This is a genomic window from Ruegeria sp. HKCCA5491 (genome assembly GCF_013034565.1).
GTDB lineage: Bacteria > Pseudomonadota > Alphaproteobacteria > Rhodobacterales > Rhodobacteraceae > Ruegeria.
The window spans coordinates 167,949-190,138 of the sequence record NZ_WQGG01000007.1 but is presented as its reverse complement, the minus strand read 5'-3'; the positions used below and the strand labels follow the sequence as shown (position 1 = coordinate 190,138).

The window sequence follows — 22,190 nt, the reverse complement described above, 5'->3', positions numbered from 1 at the left end:
ACGTCCAAAGGCTACAAATAATTCAACTGTTTGGTTACCCAGAATAGGATTTCGGCAAGAACCCCGATTGCGCCTGCTTTTTCAGTCATTACCAATGCTGTTCCTGATGTACCAAAAGGAAGATCTTCCAAATCGGAAACCTCAGATAACTCGATCAGCACTGGGTAGCTAGAAATACCAGCCAGCTCTCGTATTGAAGGAAGCCCCGCGCGCAGATCAAGTGTCCCCTCGGCGGATCCCACCGGTAAAGCAACAATGATGCCAGAGAGCTCTGTGCCAGGCTGTGTCCGCAGTGCCAACCTAATCTCGTCTCCGATGTTTACGTTTTGGCGGCTCGATTGTGGAAGGGAGGCTACAATTGCAAAATCCGACGGATCAATAAATGTTATCGCACCTTGAAACGTAGTGGCGCGGTTTCCAGGCCGTAGTGTAACAGCAGAAACTACGCCATTTCCGGGTGAATGAACCTCTGTCTCTTCAAGGCTCCATCTGGCCTGCTCGAGCGCCATTTCAGCTTCCACAACTGCGGCGTCTCGGCCGTCAATCGTAGCGGAAATTCGACGCTCCAGCCCCTTCTTGCGCGCTTCAGCTGCTCGGATATTCGCGGTCAATTGATCAATCGTAGCGACGGCTTCTTGGAGTTGAAAGGTTGTCGATGCGCCTCGCTCTTCCAATTGGATGATGTCGTCGCGCCTCTGCTGCCCAAAGAGAAGCTGGGCATTCAAAGACTCGATTTCAGCCTCGGCTGCAGCGAGATCAGTCAGTAACTGGTCAGCCGAAGACTTAGCCGTTTCAAGAGAGGCCTCGAGACGTGACACTTCAGCAGCAAAAACCTCAGGATCAATTTTAAAGAGTAGATCACCTTCGTTAACGGATTGATTGGCCTCGACAGCCACCTCGACAACAGTTCCGGATACGTTAGGTGCGATGTTTGTCTCAATCCCTTGAACTGAAACTGGACCAGTGGGTGTCGTGTGATTCAGAGCTCCTATTACGACAAGAGCAATCACTGCTGCTCCAGCGTAGACAACCGTTTTCCAAAACCCGTTCCACGGGAGCCATTGGAGTTTAGAAAACACCAACCAAATCAAGCCGAAGTAAAGACTTAAGACGATGAGCATCAACCAACCTCCGAAACCAAGCCAATTCACTATAGCATTAAGGAAGCGACAAAAATCTAGGGATAGGCCGTAGCACGCTCGCAATACTATGCGATTTTCCAATGCCCACAGTCAGCTCGTCGTCCATACGGGTTAAGAATTTTGAAAATCCACTTTGGGCTCGGAACAGCCATTCGCTGCGCAGTGCATCAGTGACCGCAGTGCGGACAAAGCTGACTTTTATCTGTGATCGTACAGCCCTGGTTAATGTCGGCTGTGAGAGCCATTCGGTTATAGTTGTTTCTGGAAAGGTTTTTTCAATTGCTCGCCGAACTTGGAGGAGGAAATCCGGCGAGCTCTATCCAATCTGGGTATAACCGTGTTGTCGACGTGGCCATTAAATTCCGCGTCGATTTTCTCAACTAGATGGGGCTCAATCAAGGAAACTCGACGACATTAATGCTCTAAGCGCCCGTTGCGGATATTGACCCTTGTAGCGCACTCGGCGACTTCCATAGAAAGTTCTAATTAGGTGGCGTTCAAAATTGGACCGTCCAATAATCTTACCAATTCTCCAAAGTACCCTCCGGAACGAGCAGGACGAGTAGGATCAGATGTGATTGCTACGGCTAGGTTTCGGTCAGTATGAGCAGCGAAAATTTGCCCTCCGTACCCACGCGCCAAAGCATAACCCGAAGGGGTCAGAAACCAACCATACCCATAGTCTAACCCAGAGAAAGCCGAGCGGCCATATGGCTTGGTCGATTCCAAGACCCAGCTTTCAGGAATAATTTGCCTATCAGCAAAGGCCCCGCGGTCCCGAAGCAACACCGCGATCTTCAACATCGACTTTGGAGTTATTGCCATCTCATTGCCTCCTAGGTAGTAACCCTGTGGATCTCTCGTCCAAGCAGGTATCTCAATACCAAGAGGTATTCCCAGCCTCTCACGCGTGAGTGTCAAAAGACTTTGGCCGGCAGCCTCGGTCAACGCTGCACCAAGAACATGAGTTGATCCAGTGGAATAGAGCATCTGTCGTCCTGGCTCAGCAACCATCGGCCGTGTCAATACATCCGCGACCCAGTTAGGAGAGCTGATCCATTCCCCATAGTTACTGCCAGAGGTTCTTTCGAGACCGGCTCGCAGCGTCACCAGGTCCTCCATGGTTATACTTTCGGAGCCGGGTGTAGCATTAGCAGGCAAGAGCTGCGGAGCGACCTCCCGCAGTGTGGCGTCTACAGATGGGATTTCCTGCCGATCGATCGCCGTCCCAAGCAACAGAGCCACAATGCTTTTCGAACAGGACTTTATGTTAGCAGGCCTGTCTAGGCCTGCACCCTGTTGAGTCTTGGCGAAAATAACGTCATCTCCGCGTTGAATTTGAAGTGAACGCAACTGCGGCAGACCGCTTATCACATTATTCAGCGCTACCGTTTGTCCCCGCGCTATGTATGGAGCAGCCATTGCGGTTACGGTTGAGAACAAGAACTTTCGACGTGTGGTCATAGCATTTATTTGGAAGCTAAACTCTGAATGTCCAGAATTCTACGCAACATGGCAGCCTAATTGCGCAAAATGTTAGCCCCCCCAAAAAACGTAGTGGGGGATTTGTGGCAACACTAAGCTTCGTTGGTACACTTGGCTGGCGTCGTGAAGTATAAGAACCGTGTTAGACTGGCCGGGAGGACATTCTAGCAGGAGATCTCCAGTTGCTACCGAATTCACTCCGTCTCACACTCACTGCCACTACAATTGCCATCTCGGCGGGCGTCCTCCCTGACCGCGTCGAAGCGATATCGCAAGATGTCCCAGCGTGGTTACAAAAACACGTGGGTACGGGTGACGGCCAAATCGCACCGATCGTTTTGAACAGGGCGCGAGCGCTTTACATAGAGAAAGTACGACGAGGCGAAGTAAGGAACCCCTGCTACCTTGCCAAGGATGCAACCCGCCCCAGCACTGCAAGAAACGGCAATCCCGCGAAGCGGTTTTACGTCATCTGCGAGTCACAAAATTCCTTCCGAGCGGTTTCGTCCGGCTATGGAAATGGCCGAAAACTAAGGGGCGCCAATTTTTCGAATGGTCGGCAATGCGCGAAGAACTTCAGCAATGCAGAAGGATCTAAACTTACCGCCGGAGGTGCCTATGTGACGGCTGAAACCCGCACGTCTTTCAAAGGTTATTACAGTCATTCCGGCAAAACGCAGCCGTTCTACCGCACCTTTCTTTTGTTTGATGGGGAAGGAGAAACGAGCAATGCTCGGGAGCGCGCCATTGGAGGCCATCCCGCTGTTTTCCTTAGGTGGCAATGTAGGTTCAAAAATCCTCGAAGCACTCATGCAGATAACGACGGCTATGTCCCCTACGGAAAACTTGTGAACTACACTGGTGGCCGTAGCAATGGTTGCACAACCTGGTCACAGTCTGCCTCAAAAGAGATATTGGCACTTGTGGAAGGGAATCCGACGACCCTGTATATCTACCCGGAATCCAAGGATATCAATGCTGTCGCCAAGGCTGTAAAAAAGGGGAAATCACTATCGCGAGCAGGAGTTTATTGGAACGCAGCTTGCTTGCAAGCAATAGGCGCACCAAAGTTCTGGCCCAAAAGTAGCCTCCAACCGATCATTAATAGTTGGAGAGCTTCCTTGCCTAAACAACGGCCACTAGAATTGCCTATCTGCAACTAGTTGAAACAGCGCAGGACAACTTAAGAGCACGCTGCGCTTCAAGCATTTCTGCTTTGTGCTAGTAGCAGCCGTCGGCTGCACTGGGATTGTACGAACGCTTTGCCGCTTTCCGAAGAATCCAATCAAATGGGACAGTCGCATAAAGCGCAGCATTTGCCCCTTTGGGTTCGACCCTGTCGTTCGCAGCACTTGGCGTGAACTACTGCTGAGCGAATTACCAAATAGATACGTAGCCATAGGCTTGTGCCTCAATTTCAGTGCTATCCACGTCAACCTTTTATTGATACTGCGCAGCTTATTCCTGACAATTTTCGCATCTTTGTGCATGATGAAAATCTAGGCAGACTGTTTTTGTCTTCCGGGAAGTGCTTGAATTATCAAGAGGCGTGCTATGGAAGTATTGGTTAATGGCATAAACACGGTTCTTTGGAACTACGTATTAATTTACGGACTTCTTGGAACGGGTATCTTTTTTACAATTCGTCTTGGCGCACTTCAGTTTCTTCATTTTGGGGAAATGGTGCGCGTACTCACGTCTTCGAAGAGTACGGACAAAAGAGGTATTACTCCGTTTCAAGCGCTGACAGTCAGTTTGGCTTCACGTGTCGGCACTGGAAACCTGGCTGGTGTAGCTGTGGCCCTGACCTTAGGAGGTCCGGGCGCCATCTTTTGGATGTGGATCGTAGCATTGGTTGGAATGGCCACGGCTTATTCTGAAAGTACTTTGGCCCAACTCTATAAAGTCACATCGTCCAACGGCAGATTCAGAGGAGGCCCAGCGTTCTACATGGCCAAGGCCTTGAATGCTCCTTGGGCCGGAGTCATTTTTTCGATCTGCCTGATAGTCAGCTTTGGTTTGGTTTTTGTCGCGGTCCAATCCAATTCGATCGCCGAAGCTTTCGAGGGCGCATTCGGGTTGAACAAATTGGTCGTTGGCATAGCGCTGGCCGCAGCCGCAGCGGTGGTCATATTCGGTGGAATTAGAACCATCGCGAAGTTCGCAGAGATTGTTGTACCGCTCATGGCGGGTCTCTACCTCTTGCTTGCCTGTGTTGTGGTAGTCCTGAACATTTCCGAAGTACCCTCTATGTTGTGGTCGATTGTTGCAGTGGCATTTGGCCTTCAGGAAGCCGCTGGTGGCGTGACAGGAGGCGTCATGGCAGCTGCCCTTAACGGCATAAAACGGGGACTTTTTTCCAACGAAGCTGGGATGGGGTCAGCACCGAACATTGCGGCGGTTGCCACACCTGAGCCCCACCACCCGTCCAGCCAAGGTTTCGTTCAGGCATTTGGGTGTTTTGTGGATACAATTTTGGTCGCGACGGCAACTGCATTGCTAATTCTTCTGTCAGGCGCAATCGAAATTGATGGACCTACCGGAATGCGACTGACCCAAGACGCGGCGGCGGTCCATCTCGGCGAAATCGGTCGCCACTTCATAGCGATTGCCATCGTCTTTTTTGGCTTCACATCCATACTTGGTAATTACTCCTATGCTGAAAACGCCATGACGTTCTTAAAATTGGAAGGGAACCTGCCGATTTACATCTTGCGTTTGGGCTGCCTTGCAATGGTTGTTTGGGGCGCAGTGCAAGCTGTTGCCACAGTTTTTAATTTCGCGGATGCGGCCATGGGAATAATGGCAACCATCAATTTGGTGGCAATAGTACTGCTGTCTGGCACCGTCTACAAACTAACGGTGGATTATTTCGCGCAACGCCGACAGAACCTTGAACCTCGCTTTGTTGCAAGCAAATTTCCCGAGCTTGGTAAGGGCGTAGATCACACTGTCTGGACGGAGGAGATCCATGCCGAAACCCAAAAGCATTGAGAGCGAAAGACTTCAAGAAATCTTGGACGATATCGCAGATCGCGTTGCCGGCATGTCCGAGAGGGGGAAAGTGGCGCAATATATTCCAGAACTCGCCACAGTTGATCTAAACCAATTCGGTATTGCCATTGCACCAATCGACGGCCCGCTAATTTCCGCTGGGGACGCTGGTACGCTATTCTCAATTCAGAGCATCTCAAAAGTGTTCTCGCTCACATTGGCGCTGCAACAGGTTGGTGCCACTTTGTGGCAAAGAGTCGGCCGAGAGCCTTCCGGTGATCCATTCAATTCAATCGTGCAGCTTGAACACGAACGGGGAATCCCAAGGAACCCGTTTATCAACCCGGGTGCGATCATAGTGGCCGATGTTCTGCTCGAAGACCGGTCTTCTGATGAAGCAGTCAACGACCTTTTGGCATTGTGCCGAAAGCTATCGCAGGACAACTCGATCGAGGTCGATGCGTCAGTTGCAGAGTCTGAAATGCGAACTGGGTCCAGAAACCGCGCTCTTGCGCATTTTATGCAGGCGGAAGGCAATCTAAAGGCATCCGTAGAAGATGTTCTGTCTATGTACTTTCGCCAGTGTAGCATCGCCATGAATTGTGAACAGTTAGCATTAGCTGGTCGATTTCTTGCTGCGGCGGGTCAAAATCCGGCCACCGGCGCTAAAGTATTGTCCCCACAACGAGCCAAAAGAGTAACCGCACTTATGATGATGTGTGGTTCTTACGATGCCTCGGGAGAGTTCGCCTTCCGTGTTGGCCTTCCAGCGAAAAGCGGTGTTGGTGGCGGAATCTTGTGCATTGTACCTGGCATCGCTTCTGTAGTTGCCTGGAGCCCCGGGCTAGATCAAAAAGGCAACTCCCATATGGCGACTATAGCATTTCAAGAGCTGGTGCGCGCCACGGGGTGGTCGATCTTTGGACCGAGTGCATAGCGTGCCCTGTTCAATTCAAGACCAGTTACATAGCTTGAGCAGGCGCCACACTGAGGATGATCTATGACGGACAAAAATGACTTCGAAAATAGCTGGCAACCATCCCAACGGTATCCAGATCCCTCCGTTGTGACACTCGATCCACGGTTTGATAAATACAAGCTGCCGTTGGCCGGCGTAGAACGATTGGCAACTGGTTGTCGCTGGTGTGAAGGGCCAGTGTGGTTCGGTGACGGGCGCTATCTGCTATGGAGTGATATTCCAAATAACCGGATCATGCGCTGGGACGAGGTTACCGGACAGTCTTCGGCGTTTCGCCAGCCGTCGAATTTCGCCAATGGTCAGACCCGGGATAGGCAAGGTCGCCTGATAACGTGCGAGCACGGTGGACGACGGGTTACGCGTACAGAATATGATGGCTCAATCACTGTGCTAGCCGAGAGCTTTGACGGAAAGCTACTCAACTCGCCCAACGATGTGATCGTCAAATCCGACGGCAGTGTCTGGTTCACCGATCCACCGTTTGGCATCTCGGGCAATTATGAGGGTCATCGCGCCGAACCAGAGTTAGGCCAGAACGTATACCGACTGGACCTCGACACCGGAAAACTGAAAGTCGTAGCCGATGACATTCTAGGGCCAAACGGCTTGGCCTTCAGCCCCGAAGAGACCGTGCTTTACATTGTTGAATCGCGTGGTGAACCGTCTCGAAAGATACTGGCTTATGACGTGAACACGGATGGTGCCTCGATCCAGAACAAGCGTGTGCTAATCGATGCAGGTTCTGGCACGCCAGACGGGTTCCGCGTGGATGTGGACGGTAATCTCTGGTGCGGTTGGGGCATGGGTGATGCCGAACTGGACGGAGTGATGGTCTTTGCCCCTGATGGAACTCCTATAGGTCGCATCGCTTTGCCTGAACGATGTGCCAATCTCTGCTTTGGAGGCCGTGCCAACAGCCGGCTTTTCATGGCAGCAAGCCATTCTGTGTACGCCCTCTATGTCAACGTAGCTGGCATGGCGGGAGGATAACACTACTCTCAGAAGTGCTTCTGCGCGATTAAAAATAGCGGTTTACCTAATGCGCTCTCAAATCTCCTGGCTCCCTTTTTAAGTGAAAACTTTGGGCTCGGTGCGGTCGTTCGCTGCAACTTGCTTTAACGTCTACTTTGCGGACCAAGCGGTCACCTAAATACGAAAGAAAGTTATCAGCCAGCAAATCTATTTCGACTTCGGCTATGTGTCAGAGGTGGAGATCAAGTGACTAGGTAACAGTGTAGTTTTGTTGCAATGGCGAGCTAACGTCGAAAAATCAAAGTTCACTTCGCTGAAAGGGGAACTGACGACTCGATTACACTCCCACGGCAGACAGCCACAGTCGATCTATTTCCGCCAGTATGTCTTTATCAAAGGAGGCGTAGTGCTCCCAATACTTACCATCCTGGATCAAGTAACCAGCCTCGTTTTCAAGGCTCAGGGCTTTGCGTGAAAGTTCCGCGCTATAGTTGGTTGGCTGCAAATCACCGCTTAGCGCCGTGAGGCTGACTCTTGGGAAAAGCAGACGACTTTCCAATTCTTCCGAGAGATTGACGCACGCGCAGTGCTGTTGGGCAGCGATCGTCATAAGCCTTGCTGATTTGGCTTCCAAAGATAACAAAGTGATGTCTTCACGAAGAGGATCAGGTTTGCCTTGCCCATAGAAATGCGTGTTTCGTCCCGTGTAGACCATGTCACAGCCCAAGTAGGCTAGGACTGTAGGTTTCAGTGCGCTGAGAGCCCAATATCCAGCCGTGAATGCCATTGTCGCACCAGCATATACAACGCCACCAAACTGATTGTTTGCCGGAACATAAATTGATGAGTCAATCAGCCTCTGGGCGTGACTCTTCCGGTCAGGTCTATACTGTGTGGGAAAGTCATCAGGATAAACACTATAGTCCCAGTCATCCCGAATTCTCCATGCATTGTTTATGCTGACAATTTTGCACTTGTCTCGTTTCGGCCAAGTAACCGCGCGAATTGCGTCTGGAGCGCTTCCAAGAATAAGGGCGATTGACTCTTCCCCCATTTTGCTACGAAAGCTTCGCTTGTTGCCAATCAAAGTGCCATCCCAGCAATAACTCGACATGTACATTTTTTGATACGCAGTGACCGTAAGATCAGATCAAAAGCACAATAGGCTTTCAAAGCAGAGTTCAAAGTTTTTGATCGTTTCATGACGTATTGCCTCGGTTTAAATTCTCGGCAAGACGGAACGGCGGCTAAGGGCTCGGAACAGTCCTTCGCTGCGCAGCGCATCAGTGACCGCAGTGCGGACAAACTGGTCGTTCGCCGCTGCGCGGCAATGCACGAATTTGTAGCTCCAGACATGGTTGGGCCAGCTCCAAGAGTGAATAGACTGTCGTTAAACTGTCACAAAAGCGTGACGTTCTTAGACTAGGGAATGTGTTGGTAGGTTGAGCTCCTCTAACTACCGCCCCGCGTCCGTCTATTGTCTGTTTATCGTCCATCCCCGGGCGGCGCGGGGCTTAGTTTTGGTAGTGACAGTCCGCCGCACGTCTGTGCTGTCCGCTTTTACGTATTCCTATTACATCACTCGCGGAACGGCCCGTGCTGCCAATTTTGTCCCCTCTATCCAGCTGGTGGCACGGGTTTAAGGGTTTGCGCCGGAAAGCTGCCAACTGTCTGAAAAATTGGCATCAACTCGCACGCCGCTTGAACTCATCTGGCTTATATGACGGTCAAATATAGTGAGGGCACGGGTTATGCTTAGAATAATACCATTCGCGTTAGCGGCTGCACTTGCGATCCCAGCGAGCGCCAAGGCTTGGGTCGAGGAAGATATATTTAGTCCCCACAATCTTGAGACGGTTGCGGTAAGTATCTTTAACGACGCCGACGATGGATGAACAGCACGCTCCCTTAATACGTTTCTCATCCACTAAAGACCTTAAGCCGTAATTGGTACGTCTGGTTCATTATCAACTGGACAATGCCCGTACTTTGGTTCGCAGCCCTGAACCGCAGTACGGGCAATCTGATCCGATCTCCTAAATAGGCCGTATACTTTAAGATTCCGAGGTCCAATCCGGAATCATGATTCCGCAGTCCCATCCGGAATCGTCTCGTGAGTGACTGCACCTCGCCTCAGTGCGGGGTGCAGTTTCTTTTCGCATTCCAGCTTTAGACATGACGCGTATCGATAATGGGTTCAGCTGCCCACTGAAACCCTACGTGGACTGGTTAGCACCACCTCATTGCAGGGTACTTTTTTGCCAGAAATCCATAGAACGCTGGTTGGAGTGGCAATAAAACGAAAGCTGGTACACACGGGGCGTTTTCCGACATTCGTAGTCTTCAACGGTGACCGACCGGACCTGAGATGTCCGGTTCCATTGGCAAAGAACGTTTAGTGGGGGTTTGGAGTCGACACAGCACCGTGTCTCGGGCGAAATCGCCAAGGCTGCGCCGCTATTACCAGCAGCGCAACACATTATCAATTTATCGATCGTTCTTTCTCTTACCCGATTTGGATACTTGTCCGCCGGACGTAAATCCTTCGCCGACAAGACCCGCCCCAGTAGCAAAGCTGCCGGCGTTGCCCCAACCGGTGTTTCCCGGAAGCTGCTCAAAGTCTGTACCACTTCCGGGGCGCAGTGCCGCAGCAGTGTTTCCGTTGAACGTCTTGATGTTTTCGGTCATTGCTTTTGCATTGGCGCTATTGCCACCAGCAAACGCGGCTGTACCCGACATTGCAACCACTACAGCTACAGCAGCGTAAACTACCTTCGTCATGTTGAATTCTCCTCCCAGTGACGTGTGTAGAAGATACGCCGCTAATCACTCAGTGGATCAATGAGCCGTCATTTGAGGACAAACTTAAAGAACTTGAAAAACCATTCGCGATGAATCCAAAATTGTAATTCTTGCTTCTAAAAAAGTCGCACACCACATTCGGGATGTTTTCGGGATTTACTCCATCCCGCCTCCATGCGTGTTTTTTCATTTGAGCACTCCGACGCAAACGTCCGGGAAGTTGTTTTTGGTCCGGTGGGCATTTCGACCCGTACCCCTTAAAGAAGGGAGATAAGTCATGACCAAAAGTTTCGACGTAAAATCATCCTGGGCTTCGGTGATGGATGAAACCAAAAACCCGTTGAAAAAGTATTCTTTGCCAACTGCCCACATGCTGATGCAACTGCTGGCATGGATGTGGAGCGCAATCTTCTCACTGATGGTCGGCAGCTATTTTGTATTTGGAGTTTCTGCAGTCGGTCACATGCTGTTGATCGGAGGACTGTTTGTAACGCTTTTGGTTTTTCACAAAGCTGAAGCTGAAGAAACCGGGACCAACTGATCTAAAGGTGTCCGATCGGTCCGCGTAGTTCCGTTCCGGTCGGCAAAACATTATCAGGTGGTTCGACGCCGTGCTCGTTCGGCCACTCGAAGATTGCCCCCAATCATCCTGAAAACTCAGTGCGGGGCCATCTGCTCATACATTTGTTCCACTTTTGCTCCACATCGGGGCAACAATTGGCTGGATGTAAATGGCGTTGACGAATGTAGACTTTGGTATGAAATCAAAAGATGCTGCGGCGATTAACATATTTCTAGTATTGTTTTATGAAGTTTGTTAATGTTGGGTTAATCCTGGCCCCCTCTATTCTTATTACACTGGCGGCTTTTGAGCCGCCTTTAATTGTTTTTGTTGTCCACTTACCTTGCCTCAAACGGGGCATAGTGACGGCAATTGGAAAAATGTAGGGTGGACTCTCAAGATTTTCATGCCGGCAAGTCTATCAATCTGGAATGCCTCTGGATCGCCCTGCAAACATGCCTTTGTTTCATGGTAGCTTGAGGTCGTACGTACTCTATGCGGACAAATCAGCCTCTGGCGTTGGTATAGTACAAGCCTTCTTTTCGCCTTAAGACAAGTTCTCCCAGCAATACAGATGCAATTCTTTTGGGCCTCGCTTATCAGATTGTTAGGTCGTCGACCTTTGCCTGAGGCGCGTTCTTTTTGACAGACTCAATACCTTTGTCCCTAGCTGAAGCGCTGCTGTATTGCTCGCTTGTTCCGATTACCTGACCGTTCGAAGCTTTAAGGTTGAACATAGGTTTTCCGGCAGAAGTGTCTTTGCGCTCGTAGCGGCTATCGTCGTTGGCGTTTTTCTTGACAGAGTTGATACCATTTTCTGCGCTGGCTTTTTGTTTATAACCTTCGCTGGCAAGAATGATTTCGCCGTTCCCTGCTTTCAGTCGAAAACGATACTCTCCTGCCTTGTCAGTGAATAGTTCAAATTTCTCAGCCATCACAGCTTTCTCCCTAAAGCTTTTAGAAGGTCAATTTCGGAAACGGCCGTTCACATGGCAAGAAAAATCTTATTCCAACCGGTCTGGGTAAGGAGAAAACGAACGTGAGGTTTCGGGCACAAATTGTTCTTGTGTACTATTGAACTTGCTCGCTCCGGGTTTTGGTCTGCCATTCACTGCTGGGAGAGAAACGAGACCGATCGAACGTCTCCTTTGGGCTCAAAGCGGTCCTACAGATGTATTTCCGCGAATGTCAGCTTTTCTGCACTTGGCCCACAATCGCCTGCCCGCCTTCGTTCACGGTCACATGTTCAACGATCACTTTTGACTGTCCACCGTTGCGATGCTTTCGCATGGCTTCGGCCTGCGCCGCAAACGTCCGAGCCAACCGGTTGAATGATCTCTCGTAGATTTCATGCTGGTGCAGACTGTCCACACTGTTCAGCTTGTTGGATATGCTCATGAGACTAGCATGCGTCGCGGCCATCTGCACTGCCAGCATCCGTTCCACAGCGTCACGCGGGGCCATGTCCTCGATCATCGCCAGCATGAAGTCGCGGCCTTGCTGGGCCTGTGGTTCATGCTTAGTGCCGCAGGCACCTAGGGCTTGCACCAATAGCGCACCTGCAACCCCCTGATCCCCGGTGCCGAACAGATCGAGAAGCACCTGCGGATCAGGGACGTTTACGTGCATCTCGTTTTCGCCGGTGCGGTTGACCTCGATCCCGCGATTGGCGGGTTTTTCTACCTTTCCCATGCCTTTCCCTCACGTCTGGCGGCTATAGCTGTCCGCAGATCGGTCACTACGATACAGGCGGCGCGAGCGGCTTCGATCAATGCTGCCGCCTTGGCTTCGGATCGGTTCTGGCCTCCATCATATTCGCGGATCGCGGCGCGCTCTTCGAAGTGATCCACGGCGTCGGTGATTTTGTCCTGCCGTATGCTGCTAATCGCTAATCCTGCTAATCCATCCGCTTCGTGCCCTTCCTGATTAGCGACTTTCGCGGGATTAGCGGTTAGCAACGTATCACTTGCGTTTTCGCGTTTACGGCCCTCGATCTTCGCCTGGACACGCCAAAGGGTCTCATAGGGGGCAAACTCAAACCGCTTCATGACCGCACGACCCGCCATGCTTCTTTACGCTGTTTGCCATCCACCGTCGCGCCATCTGCACGAACAAGCCAACCGTGGCTTTCAAGAAGGGCAAACACCTTTCTGCATTTCTCTGCCGTCCTGAGGCTGTTCGGCCCGCGCTGGGCGGCAAGGCCAGCAGTCACAAATTCCTCAGCCCAAGAAGTCAGAAGCCACCGTTTCATCAGTTCGGCATCAGCGATATGCGGCGGGGTCACCGCAGCGTTTTGCAGACGGGCTGCTTCATCGGCATAGAACCGCGCCAATTCGACTGCATCAGCCATCGTCTCACCGGTGACGGTTGCCGTAGTTTCCTCGCAGATTAACGTAAAAACCGCCGACAGACGCGCTGCATGTTCCGCCGTTTTGCTTGCGAAGGCGCGCACATCTTCGAAGGTCTCACCCTGCGCTTGGGCCTGTTCCATTTCACGGGAAAAGTCAGTCAGTACACCCCGGGCATCCTCGGCCAGCGTCAGCACCGGCGGCGCAAGTTCATTCCTGCGTCCCTCTGCAAACGCCATAGGGTGCGACAGAAGCCCTTCGATCCGCTTTGCGAAGCGGTCCACCTCTGCCATTGCATCGGCGTCCTGCGTCAGTCTCAGGCGGTGCCCGATATGACTGACGGGGCGGCAGGTCAGGAACCTTGCAAGAAGCCCCTGACCGTTTGCCAGCGGGTCGCCCAGGAATTCCTCTGCCGCGCTGGGCTGGATCATCAGGTGCGATGAGAACCGCCGTCCTGCATAGCTGGCAATGCCATCACCTGCCCGCCATCGGTCCAGTGTCGATCCGTCCCACATGGCCGTGAAGGTCGCGAGGGTGTTCAATCTGTTCTCAGACTTCATGCCGTGACCACCCAGCATCAAACCACCTTCATCAGTCATGATCCCCAGTGACGAGCGCAGTACTGGCAGATGCTTCACGATCCCCTCCACCGTTGCTGATCCGGTCACAATGGACGGACGCAGGGGTGGCTCAGGCTCAGGTCCAAGGTCGCACAGATCTGCACGGGTTGCGGCCTGATTTTCACCAGCACCGCGAAGGATAGCAGCTTTGCGCTTTTCCCAGATGGCATGTTCCCGGTGATAGCTTTCCAGTGCTTCATCATACTCCGGGCGCAGCTTGGCCTCGAAGGCGCGGACACCTTGCATCGCCAGCTTGTCAGCGGTGCTTTTACGTTCACCGCTTTCCGCCACGGTCAGCAGAAAAAGGGACACAGGACGCGGCCCGCCCAGTGTCTCCACGTCATGCAGCCCTTGCACTGCCAGCGCAGAGGCAGCCAGAACGCTTGCAGCACACATGGCAGGTGGCGCTTCCGTCACCTTTGCGATGGCCTCTGTCGGACCTCTCAGCGGCCCCAGTGCATGTACCGGATAAGGTGCTGCGTCAGCGGTTTCGCGGATCAGGGGTTGCGGTCCCTCTGGCGTAAATGGTGTGGGTTCAGGCGCAGTCATGGCGCACATTCTCCTGTACAACATCATTCCAATCGTAACCTTCGGGCGGGATCAGCAGATCCACCTTCCACCCCAGCGCATGAGCCCGCTCGGCCAGTGCATGTGCTGCCGATTTGCCCGCTTCATCGCCATCAGGTGCAATCGTCAGCCGGCCCTTTCGTTTCGGCAGGGTCAGCACGCGCATTCCACTTGTGCTGAGTGTCGCCCAGACCGTCGCAGGGCCTTCAAGAAGGCCACAGGACAGGCTCAGGGCAGTCTATATGCCCTCTGCCACGGCCAAGCGGAAATGGCCGTCAGAGAGCTGCACAGCACCGCCACGCGCACGGCCCAGCATCATCTTGCGGCTATCTGTCAGGGCAGTGTTGTCGCGGTGCAGATAGGTCCGGTGGATCGCGAAGGTGTCGCCGCCGTCGATCCGCGCAACCATCGCTGGGAACCGCTTTGCAGTCGGTCCATGCCAGCACCCCGGATGATACCTGAGCGAAGGTGGCAAGGGGCATGTGATTCCCCTGCCGCGCAGATAATTCTCAGCAGGGGTACCTTCTATGGGTTCGGTTTCCTCCCAGCACCTGCGCGCCTGATCCGCCCGCTTCTGGCCCTCCTGACGCCGCTCTGCGTCTCGCTGGGCCAGTGTTGCAGGATCAGGCGGGCGATAGTCACCTGTCGTCACTCCTGCCGCAGACAAGATCGCCGTGAAGGTGCAAGCGGATTTCTTGCAATGGGCTAGCAGTCGGCCATCATCGCTATCTGAGAGGGTCAATGCAGACTGATCGCGCCGCGCGTCGGGCTGGCAGACCGGACAGGGTGTAACACCATAGCTGCCGTGCCAGCGCCCGGACAGGCTCAGGGTCAGGTCACGGGCATTCATGACGCCACCTCGAAAGTGAACCCCATGCGGGCCAGCACCTCTCCAATCCGTTGCCATGTGCAGGTTTGCGCATTAAGTTCACGGTGTCCGTTGTCCACAGACACAGCCTGCCCCGTTGCGCTATGCCCAGCGCGCGGGGCTTCGTATGTGTTGGTCATGGGTCACGCCGCCTCCCCGTCCCGTGTAGCGATTAAGGTCGCGTCGTGGGCGTCCAGTTCGTCAGCGTTCCAACGCGTTTGACCGCCGATCTTCACCGGACCGGGGATTAGACCTTGCTTCGCCTTGCGCCACGTTGTCGCCTTGCTCCACCCGTAACGCTCCGAAACCTGTTGATCATTGAGCCACTTTGGCATTTTGTTACCTCCTGAGATTTGTTTCTCAGGTGTGACGCTGGCAGGTTGGAAACATAGCTGTCGATTTTTGGCTAGGTCACTTTTCTCGAAAAAGTTCGCGGACAAGCCCTTGAAGCCAACCCGCTTCAGGGTTCTTCAGTCTAGGGTGGTCGTTGTAACGCTCAACTAATTGCCGACACACTTCCCTTCGGTTGATTGGCTTCGGCAACTCCTCAGCAATTTCCATTGCCAGTTCTCGTATCCGGTCGCGATCATAGACGCGGGGGTGACCGGGACCGGGATCGGCTACCCCCATTAGAACATCTTGGGCGCGTTCAAAGTCGGCCAGCCTTATGCGCCCATCGTATGTGAGATAAGTTGACCATTGCGGCTTCCACGTCTCTTGCAATTCACCCTCTCGGCAAAGTTTGACTATGCGCTTAGCATCCGTCTTTGACCGAATTTCTACCTCTATCACTTCGCCCCACCATTCGGGCACTTGATCCTCACTCATCCCCGCACCTCATTCAAAGGCACAACATCTGCGCCACCACCCTTGCCGGTGACGTGATCGGCCCATGCGGCCATGAAGGGGCGGCGACGTTCAATCAGGTCGGATCGCTGATAGGCACGCTCTACAGTGTTGCCGATCATATGGCCCAGCGCAGTCTCGGCCACCTCGAAGGGTTGGCCGGTTTCTTCTGCCCATGTCCTGAGTGATGATCGGAACCCATGCGGACGCGCAACCATGCCTCGGTCTTTCATAAACTTGCTCATGGTCATGTCACTGATCGGTTTGCCTCGAAGTCCTGGAAACATCACCTCGCCACCGTGGCGCAGGGCTTGGCTCACAACCTTCATGGCCTCATCGGTCAGGGGCACCCGGAAATCATCAGTCGCACCCTTACGGCCCTTCATATGCGCCGCCGGGATCGTCCAGATACCGGCATCGAGATCGAATTGCTCAGAGGTTGCAAAGCGGATCGCGGCAGACCTGACGCCGGTCAGGATCAGAAGGCGCAGGGCCAGTTCGGTCACACCTTCTCCAAGGGTCGCATAGAAGGCGGGCACCTCCTGCCATGCCACCGCCTCGATCCTCTTGGCTTCGTGGCGTTGCATTCCAAGAAGCTGCCGCGCCTTGTCCACCGCTTGCAGGTCAACGGTCAGACCCAGTGCTGCGGCGTGTTTCAGAACGATGTTGAGACGGTTGGCGGCTTTCCGGGCAGTCTCGGCCTTCTCATGCCAGATCGGGGCCAGTACATCCCGCACCGCGATTTGGTCCACCTGCGAAACAGGAAGCTTGCCCACCTTCGGCAGCACATGGATTTCCAAAGGTGAGAACCACCGGCCCGCCTTTCCGTCGCCTTTCAGTTCTGCCTGACGCGCTTGATACGCATCCCGCGCCACATCTGCCAGAAGATGCAGGTTGCGTTCGGCTTCGCGCCGTTCGGCCTCACGATGGGCGATGGGATCAATACCCTGTCGCGCCTTCTGACGCGCTTCTGTCGCCATCTCACGCGCAATTTTCAGGGAAATGTCAGGATAAGGCCCCAGACCCATCTCACGGCGGCGACCATGCACCGTGAAGCGAAACACCCATTGCCCCGATCCGGCGGGTTGCTTCACCAGCCGCAAACCTGCGCCATCTTCATGCTTCCCGGCAGGCAGGTTTTTCAGGCTTACATTCGTCAACTTGTTAACAGACCGCAAAACCTTTCCCCCAATCTATCCCCCAATACATCTTGCGCTTTGATGGCAATGATTGAGACGGGATGCAATCAGGAAATACAAGTAATGCAGTTTGTTACCCAAAAATGCGCAATTTGATGATACTATATGTTGTGACTTGATATAAAGATAATGTGCCTCTCCTGGGCACCAAATCCCCCGAAATTTGAAAAACCCACTGTATTAGACGGCTTTTGGCCTCTCTGGATCAGCCTGCCGCCCCTTGAGACATCGCGGCAAGCTCTGTCAGTTCGGCGTTTCGTGTCGCCGATTGCGCCTTGACCCGTTTCACGAACTGAGCTGGTAAATCAGGACCGCCCTGCGCGATGTAGGGGGTTACCGTTTCATCCCCGATCAACTGGGCATATTTTGCCCAGGTTCGAAAGACGAACACGTCACGCAAACTGATAAATGGCTTTGTGTAGGCTTTGATTTGCGGCTTGGGGAACTTCGTGCCCTTGAAGTACTGTTCTTCGATTGCGGCCCAATCCTTCGGCGCTTCAAATTCGGTCTGCTCTGCGTCTTCCGAATACTTGAACGCCGGATACTCAAGCCCGTATTCCGAACAGCCGTGAGAGATCTTCTGATGAAGGCCAGACACACCGAACTCCGCCAACTTGACCTCAAAGGCGGCAAGACAGGCTTTGGCCTCATCCGCGCTGTTGCAATAGATGTAGCCTTTGTACGGGTATTTGATCCCGTCGCGCAGTTCAATCATGCACTTTCTGGTGTTGTCACCGGGAAGGTCGAGGTTCAGCAGCACCAGATACGCCTGGATCATCTTTTCCAGCGATTCGGGTAAAATCTGCACCTTGTAACAACCGTGGCACAACGCCGGGATTACCTTGGTTTCTGCAAAGAACTTCAAACGCGCGTCGCAATAAGGAACTTTGCCCTGAACCTTCAGGACCTGACCTGAAAATACCTGAGCGACCGGCACCGCGTGTTTGATGCCTGCGGATTTCAGGACATTTAGCCATCCTTTGTACGCCAGAGCACATTCCGACGGATCCAAAAACGCCTGTTGCCAGTCTTTGGGCAGTGTAGATGCAAGCTTGGATTGGGCCCGTCCAAATGCACCGGAAACACCCTGCGCGCTATTTGACATGTCCAAAAGTGTGACTAGACGGCGGATCGCCTGCAAGTCATTCGGGCGGACTGCAATCCTGTTTTCCAATTGTTCCAGCACCGCGCTGTTTTTCACCAAAGCCTCCTGCCACAGGCATCACGCCCATGACTACGGTGATTGCGCCGAATGCGCCTACGGTCAACTGAATTGCGTCCGAATTGGCCGGGCAATTGACCCGACCAACCCAATTCCGTCAGGAAACGGCCTGTTCCGATACGACCTCACCAAACTTGGTGAAGAACTTGCCTGATAGCTTTTTGGCCGTGCCAGCAATCAGCCGGCTGCCAAGCTGGGCGATCTTGCCACCAACATCGACCTTGGCGGTATAAGCCAGCACAGTTTCGGCCCCGTCTTCGGTCAACGTCACTTCGGCCCCGCCCTTGGCAAAGCCAGCAGCGCCCCCTTTGCCTTCACCGGTCAACGAAAACCCACCGGGCGCGTTCGAGTTATCCAACGTGACCTGTCCGGCAAAGCGCGCTTTGACCGGGCCGATTTTCAGGACAACTTTGGCCTCAAGCTCCTCGGGTGAATGCTGGATCAGTTCTTCGCAACCGGGAATACATTCCTGCAGAATCTCGGGCGTGTTCAAAGCCTTGTATACGACATCACGTGGGGCCGCGATGCGGATTTCGTCAGACAGTTCCATTTATACTTCCTTTGTTCAACAACATCTCGGGAAAACCAAAAGTGCGGTTTCCGTCGCTTGTTTGGGGGTTTGTTCGACGCGTGCCGGCCACAGGGACCGCACGCGTTTAAGCAAGCTTTTCATCCTCAGACACCTCTCTTGTCTTGTCCGTGTTCCGCCACATCACAACTTCGGCCAGGATCGACAGGGCGATCTCATGCGGATCAATAGCGTGAATATCCAAACCGGCCGGGGACTTCAGTTGACCTGCACGCGCCGGATCCAGCCCATTTGCCACCAGCTTGTCGACCAGCGTGTCCGCTTTGCGACGGCTGGCCACCATGGAAACGCGCCGCGCCGGTGTGTTCAGTGCGGCCTCAAGCGCCACAGCATCACCGCGCCCCTGAGACGCCACAACAACAAAATCCCGCGCCTCCAATCCAAGATCGCCGACAGAATCCGGTTCGAACTGTGCATGTGCCCCGCCCGTTTCCGTAACGCAAACCCGAAACCCGGCCAGCGCCGCGTGATCGGCAAGAGCGGACGCAATTGGCGACCCTCCGAAAATCACCAAACGTGGCGCATGTTGATAAGGCTCCACCAACAGATCAACCGTTCCACCCGAGGGGCAGCCGCTTTTGAATGTCTGCACACCATCCGGGTCCGTCATGCTCACCACCTTGTCCGAAGGTTTGATACGGATCATCTGCGGCGCACCGCTGGACAATGCATCCTGCGCCGATGTCCTGACGGCCCGCTGAACGCACGCGCCACCCAAATGGCCCAGTATCTGCCCATCCCGTGTGATCGCCGCCTTGCCGCCCGCCTTGGCCGAGGTCGCATCCGCCGTTCGTAAAACCGTTGCCACGCAAAACGCGTCGCCTGTCCGGCGAAGCTCTTCTATCGTGTCGAATATGTCGAAATTTGCCATGGGGCTCCTTTCACAATTTCCGGAATTGCGCTTCAAGCGCTGCAAGCGCTTCAAGCGTATTGGCCGGAAGATGGGCATCCAGATAGGGCTCGGCCGCCTGCATTGCAGCCGCGATGGGTTGGTAGTTTTCCCACCCTTTCAACGGGTTCAGCCAGACGATCCGCCGCGCCTTTCGCCGGATGCGCGCCAGAGCCGCGCCCAGCGCCTGCGGGTCCGAACTGCAATACCCGTCAGACAGGATCAACACGATCGTTCGACCGTTCAGCGCGCGTGCACCATAGCCTGACACGAACCGCTCCAAGCTGCCCGAGATATCGGTACCGCCCCCGAACCCCTCTGCCATCAGCGAAAGCCGCCCCGCCGCACGCAGGCTATCGCGATCGCGCAGAGCATCGGTGACGCGCATCAGACGCGTGTGAAACAAATAGGCGTCCGCCTCCGTTCCGCTGCCGATCAAACCCTTCAAAAATGCCAAGAATACGCGGGAATAGACAGTCATGGACCCGCTGACATCGCATAACGCAACAATGCGCATCGGACGCGGTGGGCGGGTGCGACGGTACAGGTCAATCGGCTCTCCGCCCCGTGCAAGACTGGCGCGCTGTATCCGCCTCAGGTCCAGCGCCGGCCCCTTCGACGCCTGCTTGCGCCTGCGCGACCGGCGGTCACGGACAGCACGGGCAAGCAACGTTGCGGTCCTTTCGGCCTTATTCAGAGCCTCATCATCCATCAACTCTCGCAAGTCCCGACGCGACAGATTCGCCGTTCGGGTCGCGATCAGCCTGCCGTCCATACCCTCTGCCTCTCCCTCATCCGGATCCGGCGTGGTGGGTTGATCTGTTCCGGATTGCGCAGCGTCCTGCGCCTTGTCCTGTTGCTGCCAGATCATCGGTTTGGCCGACTGGACGCGAACATGAGCAGACTTGGCCGACCCTTCCCGTTGCTTCCCGGCGTTGAACCAATACGAGTCAAACAAGTCATCAAACCGACGCCAATCTTCGGCATCTCCTGCAAGCACGGCGCACAAAGCACGCCGGGACTGACCCGCATCCGTCGCGTCAATCAAAGACAACGCGTTCAAAGCGCCCGCTGTTTCCTTTGGCCCTACCCGCATCCCATTCATCCTCAGATGCGCCACAAAGCCGGACATGCGATCCGCAAATCCAGAAGCACGGGAAGGAAACCGCGTGACCTGCATTACGCAACCTTTCCAATCAAGCGATCCATCACCTCGGGCGGGGCCGCATCATAGTCAGCGGCTGTTTTCAGCAGGCAGACAAGCGTTGCCTGAACCTCATCACGCGCCTGGGCCAGATCATTCACGCCCAATCCGGCCAAAGCCGCAGACCAATCCAGCATTTCAGCAATGCCAGGCGTCTTCTCAAGGTCTTCTTTCCTAAGCGCCTGCACCACACCAATGATCTGCCGCGCCAAAGCGCCCTCGATCTCAGGCATCCGGGCCCGCAAAATCGCCAGTTCCGTCTCGCGTGACGGATAGTCCAGGAAGCTGTATAGGCACCTCCGACGCAACGCGTCCGACAAGTCTCGCGTGCCGTTTGCCGTCAGGATTACGATTGGCCGAACCCGCGCCTTAATCGTCCCCAATTCCGGAATCGTGATCTGAAAATCAGATAGGATTTCCAAAAGATAAGCTTCAAATTCCTCATCCGCCCGGTCAATTTCGTCAATCAGCAAAACCGGTGGTTTTTCTTCCCCAATAGCCTCTAACAAAGGTCTTTTCAGCAGATACTCGTCCGAAAATACTTGTGCTTCGCTGGCTCCGCCCTGCGCTTCACTCGCGCGAATAGCCAATAACTGACGCTGATAGTTCCATTCATAGATGGCATGACTGGCGTCCAGCCCTTCGTAACACTGCAACCGAATAAGACGCGTGTCCCGCCATGCGGCCATAGCCTTGGCGACCTCGGTCTTGCCAACCCCTGCCGGCCCTTCCAGCAATAATGGTCGCCCCAAAGCCTGCGCCAAGTGCAGCGCCATTGCCAACCGATTATCAGCAACATAGCCCTGCGCGGCCAATCCGTTCTGCACATCACTCAAAGTCAAAACCAGGATCCATTCTTCATCTGGCTAAAAATATCCCGGGGGAGGTTCGGAGGGGGCTGG

General features: G+C 54.0%; 24 protein-coding genes. 5 read left to right on the top strand and 19 right to left on the bottom strand.

The genetic code is table 11. The features are described 5' to 3' along the window. Positions 1 to 11: 11 nt before the first annotated feature. Both GOV88_RS11405 and GOV88_RS11400 read right to left on the bottom strand, forming a co-directional pair. The gene (locus GOV88_RS11405; protein WP_171240507.1) at positions 12 to 1,121 is read right to left on the bottom strand and encodes an HlyD family secretion protein; all 1,110 of its coding nucleotides are present in this window, start codon (positions 1,119 to 1,121) and stop codon (positions 12 to 14) included. A 507-nt stretch (positions 1,122 to 1,628) separates the two neighbouring features. Next, a complete protein-coding gene (locus tag GOV88_RS11400) occupies positions 1,629 to 2,564 on the bottom strand; it encodes a serine hydrolase domain-containing protein (protein WP_371808236.1) in 936 nt (311 codons plus the stop codon). Between the two features lie 683 nt (positions 2,565 to 3,247). On the opposite strand from GOV88_RS11400, the gene GOV88_RS20355 reads away from it, so the two are divergent. The 4 genes from GOV88_RS20355 (at position 3,248) to GOV88_RS11380 (ending at position 7,590) form a co-directional block, all read left to right on the top strand. Next, on the top strand, positions 3,248 to 3,790 hold the full coding sequence (locus GOV88_RS20355; protein WP_217358918.1) for a murein L,D-transpeptidase catalytic domain family protein: 543 nt from the start codon (positions 3,248 to 3,250) through the stop codon (positions 3,788 to 3,790). Positions 3,791 to 4,181: 391 nt separating this feature from the next. Next, positions 4,182 to 5,621 carry a sodium:alanine symporter family protein gene (locus GOV88_RS11390; protein WP_171240505.1) on the top strand — a complete coding sequence of 480 codons (1,440 nt, stop codon included), beginning with the start codon at positions 4,182 to 4,184 and terminating at the stop codon, positions 5,619 to 5,621. Next, on the top strand, positions 5,599 to 6,558 hold the full coding sequence (locus tag GOV88_RS11385) for a glutaminase (RefSeq protein ID WP_171240504.1): 960 nt from the start codon (positions 5,599 to 5,601) through the stop codon (positions 6,556 to 6,558). Before GOV88_RS11390 ends, GOV88_RS11385 begins: the two co-directional genes overlap by 23 nt. A 63-nt stretch (positions 6,559 to 6,621) precedes the next feature. Further along, on the top strand, positions 6,622 to 7,590 hold the full coding sequence (locus tag GOV88_RS11380; protein ID WP_170803829.1) for an SMP-30/gluconolactonase/LRE family protein: 969 nt from the start codon (positions 6,622 to 6,624) through the stop codon (positions 7,588 to 7,590). A gap of 319 nt (positions 7,591 to 7,909) precedes the next feature. On the opposite strand, the gene GOV88_RS11375 is transcribed toward GOV88_RS11380, so the two are convergent. After that, positions 7,910 to 8,659 (bottom strand): hypothetical protein, encoded by a 750-nt coding sequence (locus GOV88_RS11375; RefSeq protein WP_254449222.1) that lies wholly within the window; start codon positions 8,657 to 8,659, stop codon positions 7,910 to 7,912. A 1,400-nt stretch (positions 8,660 to 10,059) separates the two neighbouring features. Further along, positions 10,060 to 10,353: a hypothetical protein gene (locus GOV88_RS11370; RefSeq protein WP_170385064.1), complete on the bottom strand. Its 294-nt coding sequence runs from the start codon at positions 10,351 to 10,353 to the stop codon at positions 10,060 to 10,062. Between the two features lie 298 nt (positions 10,354 to 10,651). Between GOV88_RS11370 and GOV88_RS11365 the strand changes: the two genes are divergently transcribed. Continuing rightward, positions 10,652 to 10,915 carry a hypothetical protein gene (locus GOV88_RS11365; protein WP_170778357.1) on the top strand — a complete coding sequence of 88 codons (264 nt, stop codon included), beginning with the start codon at positions 10,652 to 10,654 and terminating at the stop codon, positions 10,913 to 10,915. Positions 10,916 to 11,535: 620 nt separating this feature from the next. Here GOV88_RS11365 and GOV88_RS11360 read toward each other — a convergent pair. The 15 genes from GOV88_RS11360 to GOV88_RS11295 form a co-directional block, all read right to left on the bottom strand. Further along, positions 11,536 to 11,871 (bottom strand): YegP family protein, encoded by a 336-nt coding sequence (locus tag GOV88_RS11360; RefSeq protein WP_171240503.1) that lies wholly within the window; start codon positions 11,869 to 11,871, stop codon positions 11,536 to 11,538. A 253-nt stretch (positions 11,872 to 12,124) separates the two neighbouring features. After that, entirely contained in the window at positions 12,125 to 12,628 is a 504-nt protein-coding gene (locus GOV88_RS11355) for a hypothetical protein (protein ID WP_171240502.1), read from the bottom strand. Beyond that, on the bottom strand, positions 12,616 to 12,984 hold the full coding sequence (locus GOV88_RS11350) for a hypothetical protein (protein WP_171240501.1): 369 nt from the start codon (positions 12,982 to 12,984) through the stop codon (positions 12,616 to 12,618). Before GOV88_RS11350 ends, GOV88_RS11355 begins: the two co-directional genes overlap by 13 nt. Beyond that, positions 12,981 to 14,453, bottom strand: coding sequence for a YfjI family protein (locus GOV88_RS11345; RefSeq protein ID WP_171240500.1), 1,473 nt, complete (start codon positions 14,451 to 14,453; stop codon positions 12,981 to 12,983). The genes GOV88_RS11350 and GOV88_RS11345 overlap by 4 nt, the downstream gene beginning before the upstream one ends. Then, the gene (locus GOV88_RS20495; protein ID WP_256368393.1) at positions 14,440 to 14,697 is read right to left on the bottom strand and encodes a toprim domain-containing protein; all 258 of its coding nucleotides are present in this window, start codon (positions 14,695 to 14,697) and stop codon (positions 14,440 to 14,442) included. Before GOV88_RS20495 ends, GOV88_RS11345 begins: the two co-directional genes overlap by 14 nt. Positions 14,698 to 14,709: 12 nt before the next feature. Continuing rightward, positions 14,710 to 15,321 carry a hypothetical protein gene (locus tag GOV88_RS11340; RefSeq protein WP_254449220.1) on the bottom strand — a complete coding sequence of 204 codons (612 nt, stop codon included), beginning with the start codon at positions 15,319 to 15,321 and terminating at the stop codon, positions 14,710 to 14,712. Then, entirely contained in the window at positions 15,318 to 15,479 is a 162-nt protein-coding gene (locus tag GOV88_RS11335; protein ID WP_171240499.1) for a hypothetical protein, read from the bottom strand. The genes GOV88_RS11340 and GOV88_RS11335 overlap by 4 nt, the downstream gene beginning before the upstream one ends. Positions 15,480 to 15,482: 3 nt before the next feature. Further along, a complete protein-coding gene (locus GOV88_RS11330) occupies positions 15,483 to 15,674 on the bottom strand; it encodes an AlpA family transcriptional regulator (RefSeq protein ID WP_058275772.1) in 192 nt (63 codons plus the stop codon). Positions 15,675 to 15,750: 76 nt separating this feature from the next. Then, positions 15,751 to 16,167 (bottom strand): hypothetical protein, encoded by a 417-nt coding sequence (locus GOV88_RS11325; RefSeq protein ID WP_171240498.1) that lies wholly within the window; start codon positions 16,165 to 16,167, stop codon positions 15,751 to 15,753. Continuing rightward, positions 16,164 to 17,363 (bottom strand): integrase arm-type DNA-binding domain-containing protein, encoded by a 1,200-nt coding sequence (locus tag GOV88_RS11320; RefSeq protein ID WP_171240497.1) that lies wholly within the window; start codon positions 17,361 to 17,363, stop codon positions 16,164 to 16,166. Before GOV88_RS11320 ends, GOV88_RS11325 begins: the two co-directional genes overlap by 4 nt. A 226-nt stretch (positions 17,364 to 17,589) precedes the next feature. Further along, positions 17,590 to 18,585 (bottom strand): hypothetical protein, encoded by a 996-nt coding sequence (locus GOV88_RS11315; RefSeq protein ID WP_171240496.1) that lies wholly within the window; start codon positions 18,583 to 18,585, stop codon positions 17,590 to 17,592. 118 nt (positions 18,586 to 18,703) lie between these two features. Next, positions 18,704 to 19,156 (bottom strand): CoxG family protein, encoded by a 453-nt coding sequence (locus GOV88_RS11310; protein ID WP_171123979.1) that lies wholly within the window; start codon positions 19,154 to 19,156, stop codon positions 18,704 to 18,706. 106 nt (positions 19,157 to 19,262) lie between these two features. Continuing rightward, positions 19,263 to 20,066: an XdhC family protein gene (locus tag GOV88_RS11305; RefSeq protein ID WP_171240495.1), complete on the bottom strand. Its 804-nt coding sequence runs from the start codon at positions 20,064 to 20,066 to the stop codon at positions 19,263 to 19,265. Positions 20,067 to 20,076: 10 nt separating this feature from the next. Then, on the bottom strand, positions 20,077 to 21,264 hold the full coding sequence (locus GOV88_RS11300; protein ID WP_171240494.1) for a VWA domain-containing protein: 1,188 nt from the start codon (positions 21,262 to 21,264) through the stop codon (positions 20,077 to 20,079). After that, entirely contained in the window at positions 21,264 to 22,064 is an 801-nt protein-coding gene (locus GOV88_RS11295; RefSeq protein WP_371808237.1) for an AAA family ATPase, read from the bottom strand. Before GOV88_RS11295 ends, GOV88_RS11300 begins: the two co-directional genes overlap by 1 nt. Between the last annotated feature and the right edge of the window lie 126 nt (positions 22,065 to 22,190).

Coding starts and splice junctions, on each gene's coding strand:
- GOV88_RS11335 (WP_171240499.1), bottom strand. CDS start 15,479: ATGACCAACACATACGAAGCCCCGCGCGCTGGGCATAGCGCAACGGGG.
- GOV88_RS11355 (WP_171240502.1), bottom strand. CDS start 12,628: ATGGGAAAGGTAGAAAAACCCGCCAATCGCGGGATCGAGGTCAACCGC.
- GOV88_RS11340 (WP_254449220.1), bottom strand. CDS start 15,321: ATGAATGCCCGTGACCTGACCCTGAGCCTGTCCGGGCGCTGGCACGGC.
- GOV88_RS11360 (WP_171240503.1), bottom strand. CDS start 11,871: ATGGCTGAGAAATTTGAACTATTCACTGACAAGGCAGGAGAGTATCGT.
- GOV88_RS11350 (WP_171240501.1), bottom strand. CDS start 12,984: ATGAAGCGGTTTGAGTTTGCCCCCTATGAGACCCTTTGGCGTGTCCAG.
- GOV88_RS11325 (WP_171240498.1), bottom strand. CDS start 16,167: ATGAGTGAGGATCAAGTGCCCGAATGGTGGGGCGAAGTGATAGAGGTA.
- GOV88_RS11390 (WP_171240505.1), top strand. CDS start 4,182: ATGGAAGTATTGGTTAATGGCATAAACACGGTTCTTTGGAACTACGTA.
- GOV88_RS11330 (WP_058275772.1), bottom strand. CDS start 15,674: ATGCCAAAGTGGCTCAATGATCAACAGGTTTCGGAGCGTTACGGGTGG.
- GOV88_RS11295 (WP_371808237.1), bottom strand. CDS start 22,064: ATGGCGCTGCACTTGGCGCAGGCTTTGGGGCGACCATTATTGCTGGAA.
- GOV88_RS11305 (WP_171240495.1), bottom strand. CDS start 20,066: ATGGCAAATTTCGACATATTCGACACGATAGAAGAGCTTCGCCGGACA.
- GOV88_RS11380 (WP_170803829.1), top strand. CDS start 6,622: ATGACGGACAAAAATGACTTCGAAAATAGCTGGCAACCATCCCAACGG.
- GOV88_RS11385 (WP_171240504.1), top strand. CDS start 5,599: ATGCCGAAACCCAAAAGCATTGAGAGCGAAAGACTTCAAGAAATCTTG.
- GOV88_RS11310 (WP_171123979.1), bottom strand. CDS start 19,156: ATGGAACTGTCTGACGAAATCCGCATCGCGGCCCCACGTGATGTCGTA.
- GOV88_RS11365 (WP_170778357.1), top strand. CDS start 10,652: ATGACCAAAAGTTTCGACGTAAAATCATCCTGGGCTTCGGTGATGGAT.
- GOV88_RS11405 (WP_171240507.1), bottom strand. CDS start 1,121: ATGCTCATCGTCTTAAGTCTTTACTTCGGCTTGATTTGGTTGGTGTTT.
- GOV88_RS11370 (WP_170385064.1), bottom strand. CDS start 10,353: ATGACGAAGGTAGTTTACGCTGCTGTAGCTGTAGTGGTTGCAATGTCG.
- GOV88_RS11400 (WP_371808236.1), bottom strand. CDS start 2,564: ATGGCTGCTCCATACATAGCGCGGGGACAAACGGTAGCGCTGAATAAT.
- GOV88_RS11345 (WP_171240500.1), bottom strand. CDS start 14,453: ATGACTGCGCCTGAACCCACACCATTTACGCCAGAGGGACCGCAACCC.
- GOV88_RS11300 (WP_171240494.1), bottom strand. CDS start 21,264: ATGCAGGTCACGCGGTTTCCTTCCCGTGCTTCTGGATTTGCGGATCGC.